The following is a 17,220-nucleotide window of genomic DNA, read 5'->3' as shown; positions in this document are numbered from 1 at the left end:
GCAATGAGTGAGGGAAATGCACAGTGGTTTCAGATCAGCAAGGCGGACGATGAACAACATATACCGTCCAGCGCTCAATTGCCGGATTTATTTGACGATCTGTACGATATTCACGGTCTGTTACCCTTCGCACTCGGCAATGACCCTGCTTCCTGCAAGCTGCTGGTCAAAAACTCCAACATCATACCGCAATGCATAGAGGCATACAAACGCAATATCGCTGGCTATGGTATTGCCCTGGAGTATTTGCCGGGGGAAAACGATAAAACCGCTCTGGATGATTGGAACAAGGCGGAGAAGTTTCTCGAAACTTGCAATCTGGAAGACACACCGGACGAGATTATAAGTCAGTTGATCGAAGACTTGGAAAGTACGGGAATGGCTCATGTAGAGGTAGCTTGGCCTGTAGGGTCGGAGTTCCCGACTATTTTTCGCATGAACCCGAAATATATCCGCTGTACGAAGGAAAGTACGAAGGCGACTATCAAGCGCAAGCGGCGCATCAGCTCCACAAAGCAAGTAGAGGAATTTTCACAGGAAATCTATACACGGCGCTATGCCATGAAACGGAATACATCTGTTGTGTGGTTCCGGCTATTTGGTACAGAAGCGCAGGAATCCGATGAAGGTAATCAAATTATCCCCCTCCGTATCGGTCATGACGGTCCCTATGGGGAACCACGCTGGTTTGGTAATGCGCCTGGCGTGGTCGGCAGCCGTGAAGCTGAGGAACTGAACGTTTCCTACTTCTCCAATGGTCGTATGCTCTCTATGTTGCTGACCGTTACGAATGGCCGCCTGACAAAACAATCTATGGAGCTGCTCAAAAAGGTGAAGGGTTCCGATTCTCAAGGCGGGATTTTGTATCTCGAAGCCATAGGGGAAGAAACGGGCGGTCCCAATGATGAAAAGATTGAAAAAACAGCGATTAAACTTGAAAAGCTTAATGACTTGCTTCAACAGGACGCACTCTTTCTAGAGTATGGTAAAGAAAAGAAAGCCGATATCCTGTCCGCCTTCCGTCTACCGCCGATCCTGGTTGGTCAGAGTTCAGATTATAACCGGGCCACAGCGGATGCCGCGCTACGGTTCGCTGAGGAACAGGTTTTTGAGCCGTACCGCAAGTGGATTATGGCCGAGATTTTTAACAAACGCCTATTTCCGGCTATGGACATTTTCCGGGTACGTGCTGTTTTGCGGGGACCGAAGATCATTGACCCGGCTGATCGCAAGGCTATGTTGGACTTTATCGCGGATCGGGGCATCATGTTGGTGCGGGATCTCATTCCGATTGCTGAGGATGTACTTGGTACGACGATTGATGAAACCAAGTACAGCGAAGAGTATCTCGATACGCCAATTGCACAACTTGCATCCAGTCAGCCCGCATTGCTTGAGCCGGAGCCTGACACGGACTCAGACGACATGCAAAATCGTATCGCTACAATTGCCAAGCGCTTGTTAAAACAGGCTGACAAGGAGGCCGCTTTGCATGTGTGAGTCCTGTTGGGCGTTGATTGCCAAGGCCGACGATGCCGAATTTCTGGACAGCCTTGAGTTGAGCTACGTTGAGCGCAAGGTGCTTGAGGAATTGTACAAGCAAGGTGAGGACAAAATCACGGAGATTCTAGAGCTACAGGGGCAGGCGCTACACGATGCCATTTCAGAATTGAGCGAGGATGCCCTGGGCGATATCGGGGAACTGGGTAAGGTGCTTATTGCTTTGCACACTACGGATGTGTTTGCGGAGCTGTTCGAGCAGGCGGTGCAGGAAGCATTTGAGCCATTGTTTCACTTGGCCGGTGAAACGGAACTGGTGGCATTAGACCCGGAAAAGGTCTGGAGCACCAGCAACAAGGCTGCTGGCCGTTTCACGAAGAAGCTCAAGAAGCTGGTTCCCGACATGAACAAAGCTTCTACGGATGTGTTGTTGCGCAGCTTCGGCAAAGCCATTGAGGAAGGAGCTACACCTTCAGAGCGGGCTTTGCTTGTACAGGAAGTCAGCGCGCAGGCTGCTAGCGGGGAAGATGGCCCATTTAGTATGCAGCGTGCGCAGCGGGTATCACGTACCATGAGCACCGCAGCGGCCAACGGCGGCAAGCTGGAAGGCTGGAAGAAATCCGAAATTGCTAAGGGGAAGAAATGGCGCGCTGCTGGCGGTACACGTACCCGAAAGAGCCACCGTAAGGCCAATGGTCAGGTGGTTCCGCTGGATGAACCGTTTAAAGTCGGTGACAGCAAACTGATGTACCCCGGTGATCCGTCCGGTGAGGCAAAGGAAATTGTAAACTGCCGCTGTACTATGCAGTTGGTGCTGGATTAATTCGTGAAGGGAGGTGAAAGAGAATATGACCTTTAAATTGAAAGATGCAAAGATTACACATATTTCGCTGGTTGATAAAGGAGCCAATGGTGTACCGTTTGCAATCATCAAAGCTGCTGGGAAAAATGCCATCCAGAAGCAGGTGCAGATTGCTAAGGTTGATGATGCCAAGCGGATTGTCGTTGGTGTCGTCTATCAGCCTGATGTGGAGGATGCACACGGCGATATGATGGATGAAGCCGAGATCGAGAAGGCAGCACATCTCTTCATGGAGAAGCAGCACACTTATAACATCGACAAGCAGCATGATCTGGATACGGACAAGGGTTATGTAGTCGAATCCTACATTGCTCCTTGTGACATGGAGATCGGTGAACAAACTATTGTTAAAGGCTCCTGGGTGGCCGGGGTAAAGGTGACGGATGACGACACTTGGGATGACATTCAGAAAGGCGAGATTACTGGCTTCTCTATGTGGGGTGTCGGTAAGCGGGAAGAAATCGAGGAAGATGGGGAGGTATCCAAAGGGCTCTTGGGTAAAATCGTTAAAGCGCTCGGTGCAATGGGATTAATTGAGAAAGGCGCAGTCGCTGACAAATACAATAAGAACCGTAAGAACCGCGAATTTTGGGCTGCACAGGATGCCTTAAACGCGGTTCTTTTTCGTTGGGATAGTTGGGAGAGCGGCATGGAGAGCGACCCTGAATTAATCCGCGAAGCCCTTCAGGACTTTGTGGACATCGCTCAGGAAGTGCTCATACAAGAGGATATTGTGAAGGCAATCGGTAGCCCACCTGAACAGATTGCTAAAGCAGGGAAGAAGATTTCTGCCGGCAACCTGAAGCACATTGATGATGCCATTGCTGCATTAACCGAATTAAAAACAAAAACCGACCCTGAAAAAGATGAGGGGTCCGAGGAGGAAGACGATTTGAACGCTGAAGATATTGCAAAGGCTGTACAGGCTGCCGTGGCTCCAATCGCCAAGCAGGTAGAAACCCTGTCGACGCAAGTTACTGAATTGAAGAAACAAGAAGGGGCGGAGCCTGAACAGCCGGCGGGAACAGAACCACCTGCTGAACCTCAAGCAAACGCGCTGACTGATGCGATTACTAAGGCACTGGCGCCGTTGACCGAGCAAGTTCAAGCGTTGGCTACTGATGTACAAGTTGTAAAGAACAGCCGTGGTGGTTCCGCTCAAGGCGGTACCGTAGACGAAATTCAAAAATCTACTGGCGGCGTGAGCTTCGGCGGCCTGCTTTAATACCAAGAAGGGAGACAAGCAAATATGAGAACAAACGGACAAATCATCAAATCCACTATTACGAGCACGTTGGATCAAACCGCTCTGAATTACCAACAGGTAGATAAATTTACCGAAATGGCTTACGAATCGACTGAGTTTCTAAAGGGGATTCGTACGATCACACGTATCGCTTCTAAGGGGACAATCGACAAAATTGGTGTTACTGGCCGTAACTTGCGCAGCAAAAAGGAAAATATTATGGCTGACAATACGCCTACCCCAACATTACCGCAAGTTCCGTATGCTGTAGAGCCAGTTGTTTTGCCATTCGAAATCACCGAGGAATTTATCCGTCAAACTGCTCGTGTACGTGGTCAGAACGGTGAGGATATTATTATGGCAGCCATGACCAAAAACTATGGTGAAAATATGCAGGATATTGGGTTTAACGGGGATACTGCTACGCCGAATACTGACCCGGATTATGCTTTCCTAAGTATGAATAACGGTTGGTTGAAGCATGCGAAGGCCAAAGGCAATTACATTGATTGGACCACGTTGAAGGACCCTCAGAAAAAGGGTGTACTGTTTGAACTGGAACGTGCGATTCCAACTCGTCTGCGTACTGGTGGTGTATTTAAGTATTTCATGCATCCGAATACCTTTTCTAAGCGGCTTCAGGCTTTGGCTGAGAAGGACACCAGTGCATCCATCCAATTGCAGATTACGGGCGGCGTGAAGAAGGTGAACAGCTATGAGGTTGAGGAAGTAGCTCATATGCCAGAGGGAGCTATCATCTTTACGTACCAACAGAACTTTGTCTTGGTCAATACGTACGATATGCAGATTCGTAAGACGACCGAGGGCAGAGAAGCCATTCTCGCGGACAAGCGTTTCTACGCTATCCATTCCGATTACGACTCTATCTTCGAAGAGCCAGGAGCGGTGGCATACGTCGAAGGGGTGGAATTTTAATGGCCCATATCACATATCGAGGGGAAAACACCTCTTTGATGCTTTACGGCATCCGCTTCCCGGCCAAAGTTCCAGTGCTGGTTGAAAGTGAATCTGTTGTTAAAAATTTTCGTGATCGCTCGGACTTTGATGTTCAGGAAGACAAGGTTATTCCGCTGGAAGACCTGACCCTCGTCCAGCTTAAAGATAAGGCTAAGGCGGCCGGGATTAAGGGATTTAGCAACATGAATACACAGGATCTGATCACTGCTTTGCGTGGTGGTGGTAAGCCTTCCGATGATACGCCGCCTGCAGGTGATCCACCGAAACCTGAAGGGGCTGACGGTAAAAATGCTGACGCCAACAATACTCCAACAGCGTAGCCGCGTAACCCCGATCCAAGAGGCATCGGCAGAGCTGCTACAGCAATACATCGATGACTCGCAAGTACGTATTGAACTGTATCTACCCATTCCCTTCCCCGATCCGGTAGACAAGCAGATTATGCTTGCCTGGGTCAAGTTGGCTGAGGGACTAGCCCTACAAGACAGTGAGGAATATCTTGCATCTGTGGCGCGTAATTACGCGTCCGAGAGTGATGGAGCTTGGACGTACACCCGGCAGGCTGTAGAAGGCAAGACAACGGGTAATCCCGATGTGGACGCTATCTTGTTTTTGTGGGTCAAGAAGCAGCAGACGGGACCGGATGATGGCAACATCACCGCGTATGTGTTATGAACCATCGTTTTCACACGCCACTGTCTGTGTATCGGACAGAGAGCAAAAGGGATGATGACGACCTGTTCGATGATCGGAAATCCGGTAAAGTTGCTGATCTGAAATGCTTTGTCGTGAAAACACAGACGGAAGCGAAAGCAGATTCTAAGCCGATAATGTACATCGTCAAAAAGACGATAGGTATTCTGAAACAGGCTGACGTTAAACTCAGCGACGAGGTGGTGCTGCTAGGCCGCCGATACCTGGTGATCGACTCCATTCCGCGTCGTTACTGGCGCGAGCTGCTTGTAACATGTGAGGTGAAGGGAAATGACCGTGCATGATTTTGATGGACTGGCCCGGCGTTTCCGTCGGATAGCTGACGAAGGGATGGAACGTATTTTGCGTAACATTGCTGAGGCTGCCGGGGAAACGCTATTGAACCTCATCATCGATGAAATCGACCGACAGGATCTGATCGACACCGGGGCCATGTGGCAGTCCTTTTCCCGTGGCGACGATAACAACGTGTGGGAGTGGGATGTAGACCGCAATGCGATCACGCTGGAGTTAGGTTCCAACCTGCCTTATGCGCAATGGATCAATGATGGTTATACCATCGAAAAGGCTCATTTCGTCCCCGGCTACTGGAATGGTGGGGGCTCATTTGTCTATGATCCGTCTGCCAAAACTGGGTTCATGGCAAAGCCTCGCAGCTTCATAGGCCGCCACTACTTTGATATCGCTGTCGAGCATTTGGAAGGCGGGATGAACCAACTCATCATGCACCGCCTAGAAGTAGAACTGGAAAGGATGTTGCGCTGATGATGGATGTGGGAGTAAAAGCCTGGGCTGAGATCGTTCGGCGGGTGTATCCTGATCTGTCTATCCTGCGAGATCGGTCTAAATGGCTGGCCGGGGATTTTGAGCTGCCTGCCGTGTTCATCGAGACGGACCTTGTTTCAGACAAGGTTCATACGCCGCGAGCTGACCGGATAATTGAGGATGTGGGGCTGGTGTTCCACTATGACAAGGAACGGGTGGATGAACAAGACGAAGGGGAGCCAATTCCGTTGGACTTGAACCCGTTCTTTATGTACCTTCGGCAGCGGCGGTTTAATGTACCGTCCAAGCGCTTCGGTGTTGTATTAGTCATTGAGCCGCCCCGAACCCGGAAAAAGGCAGATCAGGTGGAGGTCACCTTCAGGTACTCCTATTTGCTGCATGTACCGAAAGCGACGGTGAATGACGGTGGCAGCCCGATTCAGAAGATTAATAATTTTTATATCGAGCATGAAGGAAAGGAGCTTGATGTATGACTGATTTAAACAAACGGAATAAGCAGGAATGGATAGAGAGCGCAGCGATCTTGAAGGCAGAGCCTTACGAGATTGCGGGCGCTCTTTTTGATTGCGCTGCTGATGCCTTACTTTCGCGGGCAGAAGTGGAGCAAAGACTGGATGCTTATTTGCATCCGGTCAGGGAAGCTCCTGCTGCTGTGCCTGTTAAACCACAAGTAACACAAGTGAAAAAAGCAAAGGGGGAAACGTCACATGACAATTCAGAGAGCTAGGCCCAGCGCGTACATTGAATTGCTGGTAAAGGCACGTTCCCGGGTTGTTCCCACAACTGGCCGCGTTCTGATACCGTATCAAGCCGAATGGGGCGCAGCGAATCAAGCCGTTGACATGGCTAATGACTCGGAGCGCCTGAAGGAGTCCGGCAAGCTTGTGGATGTACTGGAGCTTGCTGCCGAAAGCGGGGCGACTGTTATCGGCTACCGGGTTACAAACGGCGAAGAAAAGGCTGCATCGGTAGCTGTTGCTGACAGCTACACCGTAGAAGCGCGTTATCCAGGCACACGAGGTAACGACTTTGAATATATGGTGCGTCCCGCAATTATAGATGAAACCAAAAAGGAGATCGTGATCCGCGACACCAAGGGTGTATATGACACCGAGACATACCTGGTTGCCGACAAGGCTGCTGCGGTGGAAGCTCTTAAAAAGTCGGCTATGATCCGTTTTAAAGATACTGGCGCGACTGCTCTTGCAGATACGGCTTACACCAAGCTGGATGGCGGTACAACTGGCACGGCCACATTGGCAGCGACCGACTGGAATCGCATCTTCAACCGGGTGTACGGCCTGACGTTTGATACTATTTACCTTTCCGCTACTGATCCGGCTGTACAAGCTGCCGCCAAACAATGGCTGTTGGATCGCCGTGATAAGGGCCATAAGTTGGCGACGTTGGTTATCGCTGGACCTGCTTCTACGGACGGCGATATCGAGGCACATAACGCGCGTAGCCGTGCGATGAATGCCCGTTATGTCATTAACTGTTCTCTTGCTGGTGAACATACCAACGGCAAGACGTACAGTTCTGTGGAATGGGCTGCATGGGTGGCTGGGCTGGTTGCGGGTACACCTGCCAATAAGTCATTTACGGGTGTTGAAGTGCCTATGACATTGGCAAAAGTGGACTGGAGCCATACTGAGGCGCTAAAGGGACTGGCAGAGGGAACGCTGATGGCTACGCGAGATGGTTACAAATACATTATCGAATCTGCTATTAACACCCTGACCACGCTCGGACCGAACGAACGTGAGGACTTCGGGAAGATTCGCGTTTCGGCCACAATTGACCAGGTCATGAACGATATTTACGAAGCGGGCAAGCGTTGGAAGGCCAAGCTGGATAACGATAAAGAAGGACGCGGCATGTTTATTGCTGCGGTGTTGGAATATCTCAAAATCCGTGCTCAGCAGAAGGCCATTGCAGACAAATTCAGTTTCTCGGAAAATCCAGATAAGACAAGCGAGAACGATTATGCATATTTCAAGCTTGGTGCCAAACCGCTTGATGCTATCGAAATTTTCTATACTGACTGGGAGGTTGAATGATGGAACGCGAACTTATTGGGCGAAATCTCTCGCTCCAAGACGACAACGGCGAGGATATTCATACTGTCAAAGAGGTTGAGGTCAAGCTCACCACGGAAACATTGGATATTGTCAGAGCACGCCGTATGACGAAAACAAAGCAATTGACGGGTTACGAAATCCCGGTCAAAATCGTCATGTCCAAATTAGAATCACGGCTGCGCTACCGTTTGCTGGAGGATTTTAAAGCGGGTAAGACTATGTTTTTGGCACGCATTACGGGCGGATTAGAAGACCGTATTACAGGCAATACGGAGAAAGTATTAATTACTGGTGTCCATATCCACGGAGAAATGGACATCCTGATTGCCAAAATCGACGATAACAATGGGATCGATATTACTTTGGAGGGCACGGCGACAGACTTCGATTTTGTCGAAAAGTTCCCAGATTATATGTGGGAGTAAGAGGGCGGTTCATTCACTCTCTTTTTTATTTCTAAAAATCATAACCAATTGGAGGAACTAACATGAGCAATCAAGACAAATTGAAGAAGTACCTAGCTAAAGCCAATGAAGTACGTAAGGACGACGTTATTACGGTGCAAGCCGATGGCGAGGACTGGTCTGTACAACGCTTGAAAACATTAGACGTACGTCGGTCGTATGATCTTGCTTTTGATGAGGATGGTAATTATAAGTCGCCTTATTTTAACGAAATCGATGTGATGATCGTCAAGGCGACAGAGCATGAATTTGACTGGAATAACAAAGACCTTCTGAAAGCTTATGGAGCCACCAGCAAATTTGAACTGCCGCCGCGCATTTTGGACAACGTAGACGATTACGCTGTACTCAGCAAGGCAGTCCGGAATTTCAAAGAGACTCAGGACTCGCTTTTGGCTGACGCAAAAAACTTATCCGGCGAGACGGAGAAGCGAGCTGGATAGCCCACTTTTGGATTAACCAAAAAAAGCTACCTTCTGAGGTCTTGCCGTATGAAGTAGACGAACAGCGCCAGTATTATTTTTGCCTGGCTGCGTCAATGATTGCCGAGGAAGAAATGGCGCGAATGAACCGGAAATAGTCATGTCGAAACAGGAAGGGGGTGGAAACTATAGCAACTACATCAGTTACGGTACCGTTTGAGGCAAGGGATATGATTACCGGAGCTGTCCGGAATATGCGGCGTATGCTTCAAGGGGCGCATTCCGATCTTATTAATTTTCGACGCGCATCCGGAGATATGTTTGACGATTTTGTATCTGGCAGCCGCAGGGCGCGGGAGTCCGCCGACGATTTGGGCCGGAGAATTGGCGATACCTCGGACGAAGTGCGCCGCATGAATCAGATCCAGCTCGACGATATTTTTCGTCGTGCGCGTGCAGGTGCTGATGATCTTAGGCGCTCTGCTGATCGTGCGGATGCAGATATCCGCAGCATTCGTGATGCTAATGTGAAATTACGCGCTGAGGATTCCATAAGTCCAGTCGTTGACCAGGTATCCGACAAGATTTCAGCTTTGACAGCGTTGGCGGGAGGCATTGTGCTTGGTAGCGGCGTGGGTGACTCTATGTTTGGGGGCGTGTCCGATTACAGCCGTGAGGCGGCGCGAAGTGCGGCTTACATGCCAGAGAACATTCGTCAGCAGAGCCTTAGCACGGTAGATGACTTAGTTAAAAAGGCCATTATTCCAGATCGTATAGAAGGAACCCGACAACTTGCTGATGCAGCTCCGTTAGTTCAAGACAAATCCAAGATGAGCGACTTCGTAAATGCGTCTGCTAAGATCCAGTACATCCGCCCAGATGCCGGAGCTGAGGAAGTACAGCGGGCGTTGTCTCAAGCGTCGAACAGTTTTAAAGAATCCTATAGTCAAGTGGCCGATAGTATGATGTATGCCTATAAGGAGGTAGGCGACAAACAACAGGATTTATTTGATACGTTTTGGGAATACAGTCCGTATTTTGCGAGTTCCGGAACCGACTCAGCGCAGATGTCAAACTACTTTACTAAGACGGTTAAAGAAGGCGCATTTAACTTTGATAAGCCTGCGGACTTTTTCAAAGAGACGTTTGGGGTAAAGGCGTTGAATACCGGTGACATGGCGAATTACTTTATCAGTCGCGGAGCAGGCAAGGATGAGGCACAACGTCAAGCCCAATCATTTACTACTGATATTAATTCAGGGAACAAGCAGCAAGCACAGGGAGCCATTATGGCTCTGGTAGCAGATTTAAGAAGCCAGACACGTGACCAGTTAAAGCAGTCGCTTGTTACTTTAGGCTCTGGCGCAGCAGAAGATAATGCTGATTCGATCCTCAAAACATATGGAACGCCTTTTGAAAAGGCTCCAGATATGAGAGGAACGACTGATAATTTGCTTCGTAAGCAGCAAGCTGCTGATCCGATGACGGAAATGAAGCAAACTCGTGCTGAAATGAGCTTGCAAATGCAAGAGATTGGAACCAATATTGCTCAAGCAGCCCTTCCAGCTTTGAAGGAGTTTAACGCATTACTGGTGCAGAATAAGGACAACATTCAGGCGCTCGGTATGGGGATAACCAGTGCGATAACCGGAGCGACTAGCTTCTATAAAGATCATTTTAAAGCCATAAATACTGCCTTAATGGGGCTGGCGGCTGTACTGGTAGCTAAGAAATTATGGTCTTTCGCTCAGGGGGTTAAGAAATTCAATGATGACTTAACCACCGCAGCCAAATGGGTAGGAGAGAAGGGGAAAGCGGGGGTAAATGCAACAGGCAGGGGAGTCAAAGCCGGGTGGAATTGGATTCGACGGAAACCTCCAGCTCCACCTCCTGAGGAAACACCAGCACAAAGAGCTGCCCGAATACGGGAGCGAATGGGTGGACGCGGTGTCAGAAGACAATTAGGTGGGGGTGGGAGCCCTAACCCTGTCGATGATCGTTTTGGCGGCTTACGTTCTGTTGCTTCAATGACCGTTAACGCCACCAAAGTTTATATTAATGGCTCCATTTCGGGCGGTGGTGGAGACGGTGGAGCAGGTGACGGCGGCGGGGATGGCGGCGACCGTGATAGGGACCGTAACCGCAGACGCAGCCGTGGTGGTGGCCGAAGGGGGGCTGGCGGTGGAAGACGTCGTATTCGGATCAACGGCCCCCGTCCCACTCCACCAAATCCACCTAATCCGAATCCAAGCCCAAGGGGATCACGTGATAATCCATATCGCGTCCGTCGTCCTGTTCCTCCTAATCCACCGCCGCCGCCAAGTCCACCTTCGGGTGGCGGCCGCCTGAGAAGCTTTATAAAAGGAGCAGGGAAAGCGGCTAAAGTTGGTGGGATTGTTGGAACGGTTGCAGGTGTAGGCATGGGAGTATACGACCTGTACGAAGCATCGAAAGAAAAAGGCTTGCGCGAGGCCGTGTCATCGCAGGGCGGAGCCATCGCGGGTAAAGCTGTTGGTACTGCTGTTGGTGGTGCATTAGGTTCGTTCGCAGGTCCTCTTGGTACAATGGCTGGCGCGTGGATTGGTAATGTTGTTGGGGAGAAAATCGGAAAATTCGCTGATGAGAGCGGAGCTACTCGTAAGGTGGTAGATACCGCTATCGGTGCGTGGAATGGTATGAAGAGTTGGTTCGCGGGAGACAAGAAGGAAGAGAAGCCGGGCCCACCTCCTGAAGCTAAAATTACGATCAACAATCTGACTGAGCAGAAGCAGCAGCGTCTTAAACAAATTGGGGATGATGTGCGCAAAAGTATCGTCGAAAAGGGATTCAAGGCAGGTTTGCAAACTGTCGCTGACCAGCCAGAGGTAAAGCAACGGCTTGACGCACTTAAAAACGTGTGGGGAATTGTCTGGAAAAGTAGCGACAGCGCCACGGCTCAGAAGAACGTTAAGGCTGTAGGAACTGCGACAAAGGGTTCCGCTGATGAGGTGGCCAAAGGCGCGGCTAAAAACAAGCAAAGCTTCGATAGCGTCAGCGCTGCGGCTAAATCGGCCGTGGATAAGACCACGCAATATCTGTTGTCACTTAAAAACGTATCGAGTCAAGGCAATAGCTGGGGAAGTGATCTTATGTCCCGTTTTATAGCTGGTATGCGCGGCCAGTTCCCAACGCTATCCTCAGTTGTAAGTTCTGTTGCTGTAGTCCTTAAAAAGATGAAGGACGCAAAAGACGCTAATTCTGGCGGCGGTGGAGGCGGTGGTACTACACCGACACCTAAGCCACGTCCATATGCTCAAGGTGGTTATATTACCCGTCCGCATGTTGGATTAGTTGGTGAAGCTGGACCGGAGATGATTATTCCGTTATCGGCCAGCCGACGAGATCGTGGCCGCGAGCTGTGGGAACGTGCTGGAATAATCATGGGTGTACGTCCTTATGCCAACGGAGGACAAGTCGGCCGGCCAAGCTTGATTGGTACGGCTAGCATGATGCCAATGGCTCAGACGCTTGCTCAGCCTGCCCCTGCCGCGCCGAAGTCTGTTTCAATAGGTAACATCAATATTGATTTCGGAGAGATGGCAAAGGGCATTAGTAATTTTGCCGAGTTCGCACAGATGCTCACCAGCCCTCAAGGTCGTGCGTTGATCCGTAAAGTGTTTGGTGAAGAAATGATGAAAGTATTGGAGACTGGAGGGTAAGCCATGTTGGCACTATCGCAAGGCAAAATCCGCCTTACTTTTCCCATCACACCGGCAGAGATTCAAATAACCGGAGGCAATGAAGTTGAAACCTTCACTGTCATAACTGGTCAGGAGCGCACAGGGAAACCCGTCACGAAAGTGAAACGGGTTTCTTTTTCTGCCATTCTGCCACGTGGTTGGGAGGATATTTGGGAAACGGATAGCAAACAGACGGTCACGTACAAGTCACCGGAAGTAACGTGGAAGCTGCTGGAGCAATGGAAAGGTAAGCCGGTTGTACTTAACTTTGAGAATCTATTCAGCCAAACAATGCTATTTGAAGGCATGGATCAGACTTATAAGGACGGCCAGGCCAATCTGCATGTAACGTACTCTTTTGTAGAGTACAAGCCCGTTAAGATCGTATCTTACTCCAATTCTAAGCAAGTGCTTAAACCTGGGACGGTTATTACCAAATCGTCCAAGAGCCGCCCGAACACGTCCGGGAAAAAGGACAAAAAGAATGATAAAAAAAAGGATAAGAAAAAAAAGAAGGCCAAGGATAAAAGCAAAAAAGCCAAGGAGGACCCGAACGCTAGGGGCGCTTTTGACTACACCGGTTCCAAAAAGCGAATATCAGACAAGGTTTCCAAGGCGAAAGGGAAGTGATGCATTATGGACGGATTTGCGGTTGTATACGGGAAGGAGAATGCCCGGCAGATGCTGACGGATGCAATTGAGGAAGTGTCCTGGTCTTCTGGCCGTGATGAGATCGCTCGTAGTGCTACGGTTCGGCTTCGTAACGCCACATCTATAAAGGTAGCCGGTATGCTGATGTGCTTTTCATTCAAGGTCGGCAAGGCTCTGTTTCATCATAAAAACCAATTTTTTCACGGACCTATCATCAAATACGAGCAGGACGAATTTACAAACGCTTGGGAAATTGAGGCGCGGGAGATCGGCTGGTATTTGAGCAAGAACAAGGGTACGAGGCCATACCTTAAAGGCGAGGCCGGAGCGGAGCTGCAACGATACATCAAGAGCACGGGCATTGACTTTCGCTGCCCAACTTTGGGCTTCAGCTTGGACGAGCGATATGGGACGATGGCGCACTCAGAAATTATCTTGGATGTGCTGCAGAAGGCATATGAGCGTAGCGGCTACCGTTATTATGTGGATCTAATCCGGACGGAAACGAGCTTTTATCTGCAGGTGATGCGAGAAGGGACCAATACCAAGGTCCCTATTTTTGTCCCTGAGCAGATGACTTCCAGCACCGCCGGATACAGCATCGAGGATACTTACACAGTCGTAACCGCGCAGAAATGGAAGGATGACAAGATAGCTTCTGCTGTCACTAAGACGGCAGCAGGTGCGGTGAAGGCGATGGGCCGAATGGAAGAAATCATCGAGGTTGGTGAGGATGAAAAGCCAGAGACCATTGCCACTCAGCGGCTTAAAGCTCTATCCGTTGCCAAGCAAACTAAGAAGATCACCGTCCGACATGAAGACCATACGCTGTCTGGCTTACGATCTGGCTGGCTCGTCCTTACCAAGACGGACCATACGTCTAAATGGATTGTCGTCACTGCTGACAGCAGCTACAAAAACGGTACATATACCGTCACGCTGGAACTGGAAAGGAGGGAATAGCCGTGTTGACCGATGCTCTCAAGCTGTTGCATGAAAAGACTAAGAACAAGATCGATGCGAAGGATACTGAACGGGCCACTCTGTTGAGCTGGCCGGGAAGTCCATCGGTTCAGGTGGATGGAGATCCAGAACCGTACCCAGCGGACAAGCTTGTTTTTGCAGAGTATTTGCTGAACCGGGAAATTAAAGCGGATTTTGTAGTGGCCGAATACCTGGAGGGTGACGAAGCAAAGGGCAGCGTCACAGGCGTATTGGCTAACGGCGTGGTGTACGAAACAGGGGAGCCTTACAAGCAGACCCCACGTACATCGCTACGCGGCAACCTGATTATTCCCAGCCCTTTGCAGGTCGGTGATCGTCTGATTGTCTCTCGCCTGAGCGGTCAGCGTTACTACGTCCACGGAAAGGATGTCGGTGGCAATGGCTGACGATGAAAGCCTATTTCCTGATATGGATCTGGCTGGCTTGGACGAGGTTGAGCTCACCGAAACTGTAGCATCGGAAACCAAATGGACGTATGTGATCGACTATCGCACGCGGCAGATGGCAACCACCGACGATGGCCGTCCCAAAAAGACAGCTACGTATGGTGAATACTTGGTGCAGACAGCGCTCAAAATCCTCAATACAGAGCGTTTCCAGTATGTTGTATACGATGAGGAAATAGGTGTGGAACGGTCTGAGTGGGCCAACTGGGAGGATGTAGAGATTAAACGTGACATCGAGGAAGCATTGACCGCGCATGCTGAAATTTCACAAGCTGAGGTATTGTCGATGGAGCGAGATGGCCAGAACATGTATTTGCGAATTAAATTAACCGGGCTGGCCGGAGAAGTAGAATTGGAGGAGGCGATTGAATTGTGAATGTGAAATTAACGGATTTGCCAGTGCTCCCTCCAATGGCAATTTTGGAGGAAACTCCCGAAGAAATTTATCGTCGCTGGGTCAACCGTGCGATTGCATTGGCACATGAAAAAGGCTTGCCCCCACCTCCTACTGATCCGGGAGAATATTTCTATGATCTGTGGTATCCCATCGCTATGGAATACGCTGAACAGCAGGAGCTATTAACATATGCCTTTCTCCAAGCCTTCCCTATTTGGGCAGACAGTGAGTATTTAGATGGCCACGGATGGTCGGACGGAATGCCCCGAAAAGCGGGGGAGGACGATGATACGTACCGTATGAGGGTACTTGACCGTAAGTTTACCGAGGAAGGTAGTGGACGGCGTAAGGACTATGAGACATGGGCGAAGGAACTGGAGGGTGTCGGTGGTGCTGTAGCTGTTGAGAAGGCTCGTAGTGATGTATCCATAGACTTGTATCTGACTGATCTACAGGGTAAACCAGTCACAGAAAATTTTGCTGCTAAGGTTAAGGCGGATTTGTGGGAAACCAAACGGATTGGTGGCCACGATCTTGAAGTGTATCCTGCTCCGGTGTTCACGCTGCAAGTAGCTGCGAAACTAAAAACTGTTCTTCCGCTTCCTGAGCTGATCGAACCAATCAGACAGCGTATTGCTGATTATGCCCTTGGTCGTACAAAGCTTGTCTTTAATTACGTCGGTGCAGCTTTGTTGGTCAAAGGCGTGGAGGATTATGAAAATCTTACGCTTAATGGAGCGACCAAAGACGTTGAGGTTCCAGTAACGTCCGTATTAAAAATTGAGGTGAGCCTGACATGATACCTCTGCGTTATCGGGAAATGTTGCCGCCGCACATGTATGAGATCGACATGGCCGAGCGACATTTTGGTGTTATGGAACTGGTGGTGGATGAGCGTGAAAAGTCAATTGACGATCTGGGCAATCAGTTTATCTTACAACGGGCTACTTGGTCGCTACCGATATGGGAATGGATATATTTCCGACAGGAGCAAATTGGGACATTGGAGCAGCGGCGTGATGCGATACGTCGTAAACGTTGGGCAAAGCGGCCATTTACGCTGCCCACACTGCGGCTAATCGGTAATAAATACGGCAAACTGTTGGATATACAGGAGGACTTTCTCACCAAGCAAATTCGTTTTGTTTACTCAGTCGATTCGGCTTTAGATATTAAAAGCCTGATGGAAGACTTTGAGTACATCCGGCCTGTCCACATCAATAAGGCTTTGCCCTCATTTAACATTGCATTTCATCATACGTTCCAGATCCATTCCCGTATCCGATTACGTTCCAGAGTGCGTTTTTTCGGCGGGCAGCCTTGGTATTGGGATGGCGTACACCTACTGGATGGTAGTGTGAACTTCTCTGGTTGGGTGGGAGAGCGGGAAAGGTACCGACAAAGGATAATGATTCGGACATCGCACCGCGTCCAAAATAAGCAGGATGGCATCGTTAGAGCGCGGCAAAATTTTTGGCAGTGGGATGGCAGCGTCTTGATGGATGGTAGCCGCTTGTTGGATGCATCTGAAAAAATCATTGAGGTATAGGAGGTAGCTATGGCAAATCAAGTGTTTACCGTTACGACGACGTATGCACGAGAGCAGATGGCCCGGGCGAGAGTGGAGGGAACGGCACTGACGAAGGTGGTTAAGATGGCCTTCGGCAGCGGGGGGGTGGATCAATCAGGAAAGCCGCTGCCTTTGGACGGAACAGAACAGGCGCTGAAAAAGGAACTAGCTCAGAAGGATATTACCAGCTTTGAATTCATTGCTCCTGCGACAATCCGTTATATCTGCTCACTTATGGAAACTGAATTGGCGGGTGAGACGATTAATGAGCTTGCATTGGTAGATTCAGCGGGCAAGCTGACTGCCGTTCGGACAATGAGCAACAAGGTCAAGGACGAAGACATGGAATTCATTTTTGAAATTGATGACATTTATTGAA

General features: G+C 49.7%; 21 protein-coding genes. All 21 read left to right on the top strand.

All coding sequences use genetic code 11. The features are described 5' to 3' along the window. Positions 1-3: 3 nt before the first annotated feature. The 21 genes from MKX30_RS17020 to MKX30_RS16920 all read left to right on the top strand — a co-directional run bounded on the left by MKX30_RS17020 (position 4) and on the right by MKX30_RS16920 (position 17,219). Positions 4-1,500, top strand: a complete 1,497-nt coding sequence (locus tag MKX30_RS17020; protein ID WP_341063094.1) for a phage portal protein — start codon at positions 4-6, stop codon at positions 1,498-1,500. Next, complete coding sequence (locus MKX30_RS17015; protein ID WP_341063092.1) at positions 1,493-2,323, top strand: phage minor head protein; 831 nt, start codon at positions 1,493-1,495, stop codon at positions 2,321-2,323. Before MKX30_RS17020 ends, MKX30_RS17015 begins: the two co-directional genes overlap by 8 nt. A gap of 25 nt (positions 2,324-2,348) precedes the next feature. Further along, complete coding sequence (locus tag MKX30_RS17010; RefSeq protein WP_341063091.1) at positions 2,349-3,587, top strand: XkdF-like putative serine protease domain-containing protein; 1,239 nt, start codon at positions 2,349-2,351, stop codon at positions 3,585-3,587. A gap of 24 nt (positions 3,588-3,611) precedes the next feature. Continuing rightward, positions 3,612-4,544: a phage major capsid protein gene (locus tag MKX30_RS17005; RefSeq protein WP_341063090.1), complete on the top strand. Its 933-nt coding sequence runs from the start codon at positions 3,612-3,614 to the stop codon at positions 4,542-4,544. After that, entirely contained in the window at positions 4,544-4,906 is a 363-nt protein-coding gene (locus tag MKX30_RS17000) for a Rho termination factor N-terminal domain-containing protein (RefSeq protein WP_341063088.1), read from the top strand. The genes MKX30_RS17005 and MKX30_RS17000 overlap by 1 nt, the downstream gene beginning before the upstream one ends. Further along, entirely contained in the window at positions 4,875-5,261 is a 387-nt protein-coding gene (locus tag MKX30_RS16995; RefSeq protein ID WP_341063087.1) for a DUF3199 family protein, read from the top strand. Before MKX30_RS17000 ends, MKX30_RS16995 begins: the two co-directional genes overlap by 32 nt. Further along, positions 5,258-5,584, top strand: coding sequence for a hypothetical protein (locus MKX30_RS16990; protein WP_250273313.1), 327 nt, complete (start codon positions 5,258-5,260; stop codon positions 5,582-5,584). Before MKX30_RS16995 ends, MKX30_RS16990 begins: the two co-directional genes overlap by 4 nt. Beyond that, complete coding sequence (locus MKX30_RS16985) at positions 5,571-6,065, top strand: HK97 gp10 family phage protein (protein WP_341063085.1); 495 nt, start codon at positions 5,571-5,573, stop codon at positions 6,063-6,065. Before MKX30_RS16990 ends, MKX30_RS16985 begins: the two co-directional genes overlap by 14 nt. Further along, positions 6,065-6,559 (top strand): hypothetical protein, encoded by a 495-nt coding sequence (locus MKX30_RS16980; protein WP_341063083.1) that lies wholly within the window; start codon positions 6,065-6,067, stop codon positions 6,557-6,559. Before MKX30_RS16985 ends, MKX30_RS16980 begins: the two co-directional genes overlap by 1 nt. Next, a complete protein-coding gene (locus MKX30_RS16975) occupies positions 6,556-6,813 on the top strand; it encodes a hypothetical protein (protein WP_341063081.1) in 258 nt (85 codons plus the stop codon). Before MKX30_RS16980 ends, MKX30_RS16975 begins: the two co-directional genes overlap by 4 nt. Further along, the gene (locus tag MKX30_RS16970; RefSeq protein WP_341063079.1) at positions 6,794-8,146 is read left to right on the top strand and encodes a phage tail sheath subtilisin-like domain-containing protein; all 1,353 of its coding nucleotides are present in this window, start codon (positions 6,794-6,796) and stop codon (positions 8,144-8,146) included. The genes MKX30_RS16975 and MKX30_RS16970 overlap by 20 nt, the downstream gene beginning before the upstream one ends. Beyond that, a complete protein-coding gene (locus MKX30_RS16965) occupies positions 8,143-8,592 on the top strand; it encodes a phage tail tube protein (RefSeq protein ID WP_341063077.1) in 450 nt (149 codons plus the stop codon). Before MKX30_RS16970 ends, MKX30_RS16965 begins: the two co-directional genes overlap by 4 nt. A 62-nt stretch (positions 8,593-8,654) precedes the next feature. Continuing rightward, positions 8,655-9,074 carry a hypothetical protein gene (locus tag MKX30_RS16960; RefSeq protein ID WP_341063075.1) on the top strand — a complete coding sequence of 140 codons (420 nt, stop codon included), beginning with the start codon at positions 8,655-8,657 and terminating at the stop codon, positions 9,072-9,074. 158 nt (positions 9,075-9,232) lie between these two features. Further along, positions 9,233-12,751, top strand: coding sequence for a tail tape measure protein (locus tag MKX30_RS16955; RefSeq protein ID WP_341063074.1), 3,519 nt, complete (start codon positions 9,233-9,235; stop codon positions 12,749-12,751). Between the two features lie 3 nt (positions 12,752-12,754). Next, positions 12,755-13,402, top strand: coding sequence for a hypothetical protein (locus MKX30_RS16950; protein ID WP_341063072.1), 648 nt, complete (start codon positions 12,755-12,757; stop codon positions 13,400-13,402). A gap of 6 nt (positions 13,403-13,408) precedes the next feature. Further along, positions 13,409-14,386, top strand: coding sequence for a hypothetical protein (locus MKX30_RS16945; RefSeq protein ID WP_341063071.1), 978 nt, complete (start codon positions 13,409-13,411; stop codon positions 14,384-14,386). A gap of 2 nt (positions 14,387-14,388) precedes the next feature. Continuing rightward, entirely contained in the window at positions 14,389-14,814 is a 426-nt protein-coding gene (locus tag MKX30_RS16940) for a hypothetical protein (protein ID WP_341063069.1), read from the top strand. Continuing rightward, positions 14,807-15,250 (top strand): DUF2634 domain-containing protein, encoded by a 444-nt coding sequence (locus MKX30_RS16935; RefSeq protein ID WP_341063067.1) that lies wholly within the window; start codon positions 14,807-14,809, stop codon positions 15,248-15,250. The genes MKX30_RS16940 and MKX30_RS16935 overlap by 8 nt, the downstream gene beginning before the upstream one ends. Continuing rightward, positions 15,247-16,071, top strand: a complete 825-nt coding sequence (locus MKX30_RS16930) for a baseplate J/gp47 family protein (RefSeq protein WP_341063065.1) — start codon at positions 15,247-15,249, stop codon at positions 16,069-16,071. Before MKX30_RS16935 ends, MKX30_RS16930 begins: the two co-directional genes overlap by 4 nt. Next, entirely contained in the window at positions 16,068-16,820 is a 753-nt protein-coding gene (locus tag MKX30_RS16925) for a putative phage tail protein (protein ID WP_341063063.1), read from the top strand. The genes MKX30_RS16930 and MKX30_RS16925 overlap by 4 nt, the downstream gene beginning before the upstream one ends. Before the next feature lie 9 nt (positions 16,821-16,829). Next, a complete protein-coding gene (locus MKX30_RS16920; protein WP_341063061.1) occupies positions 16,830-17,219 on the top strand; it encodes a phage tail-collar fiber domain-containing protein in 390 nt (129 codons plus the stop codon). The last annotated feature ends 1 nt before the right edge of the window (position 17,220 follow it).

Origin of the sequence: Paenibacillus sp. FSL P2-0173 (assembly GCF_038008045.1) — a bacterium.
Lineage (GTDB): Bacteria > Bacillota > Bacilli > Paenibacillales > Paenibacillaceae > Paenibacillus > Paenibacillus polymyxa_B.
This window is presented reverse-complemented; position numbering and strand designations above follow the sequence as displayed.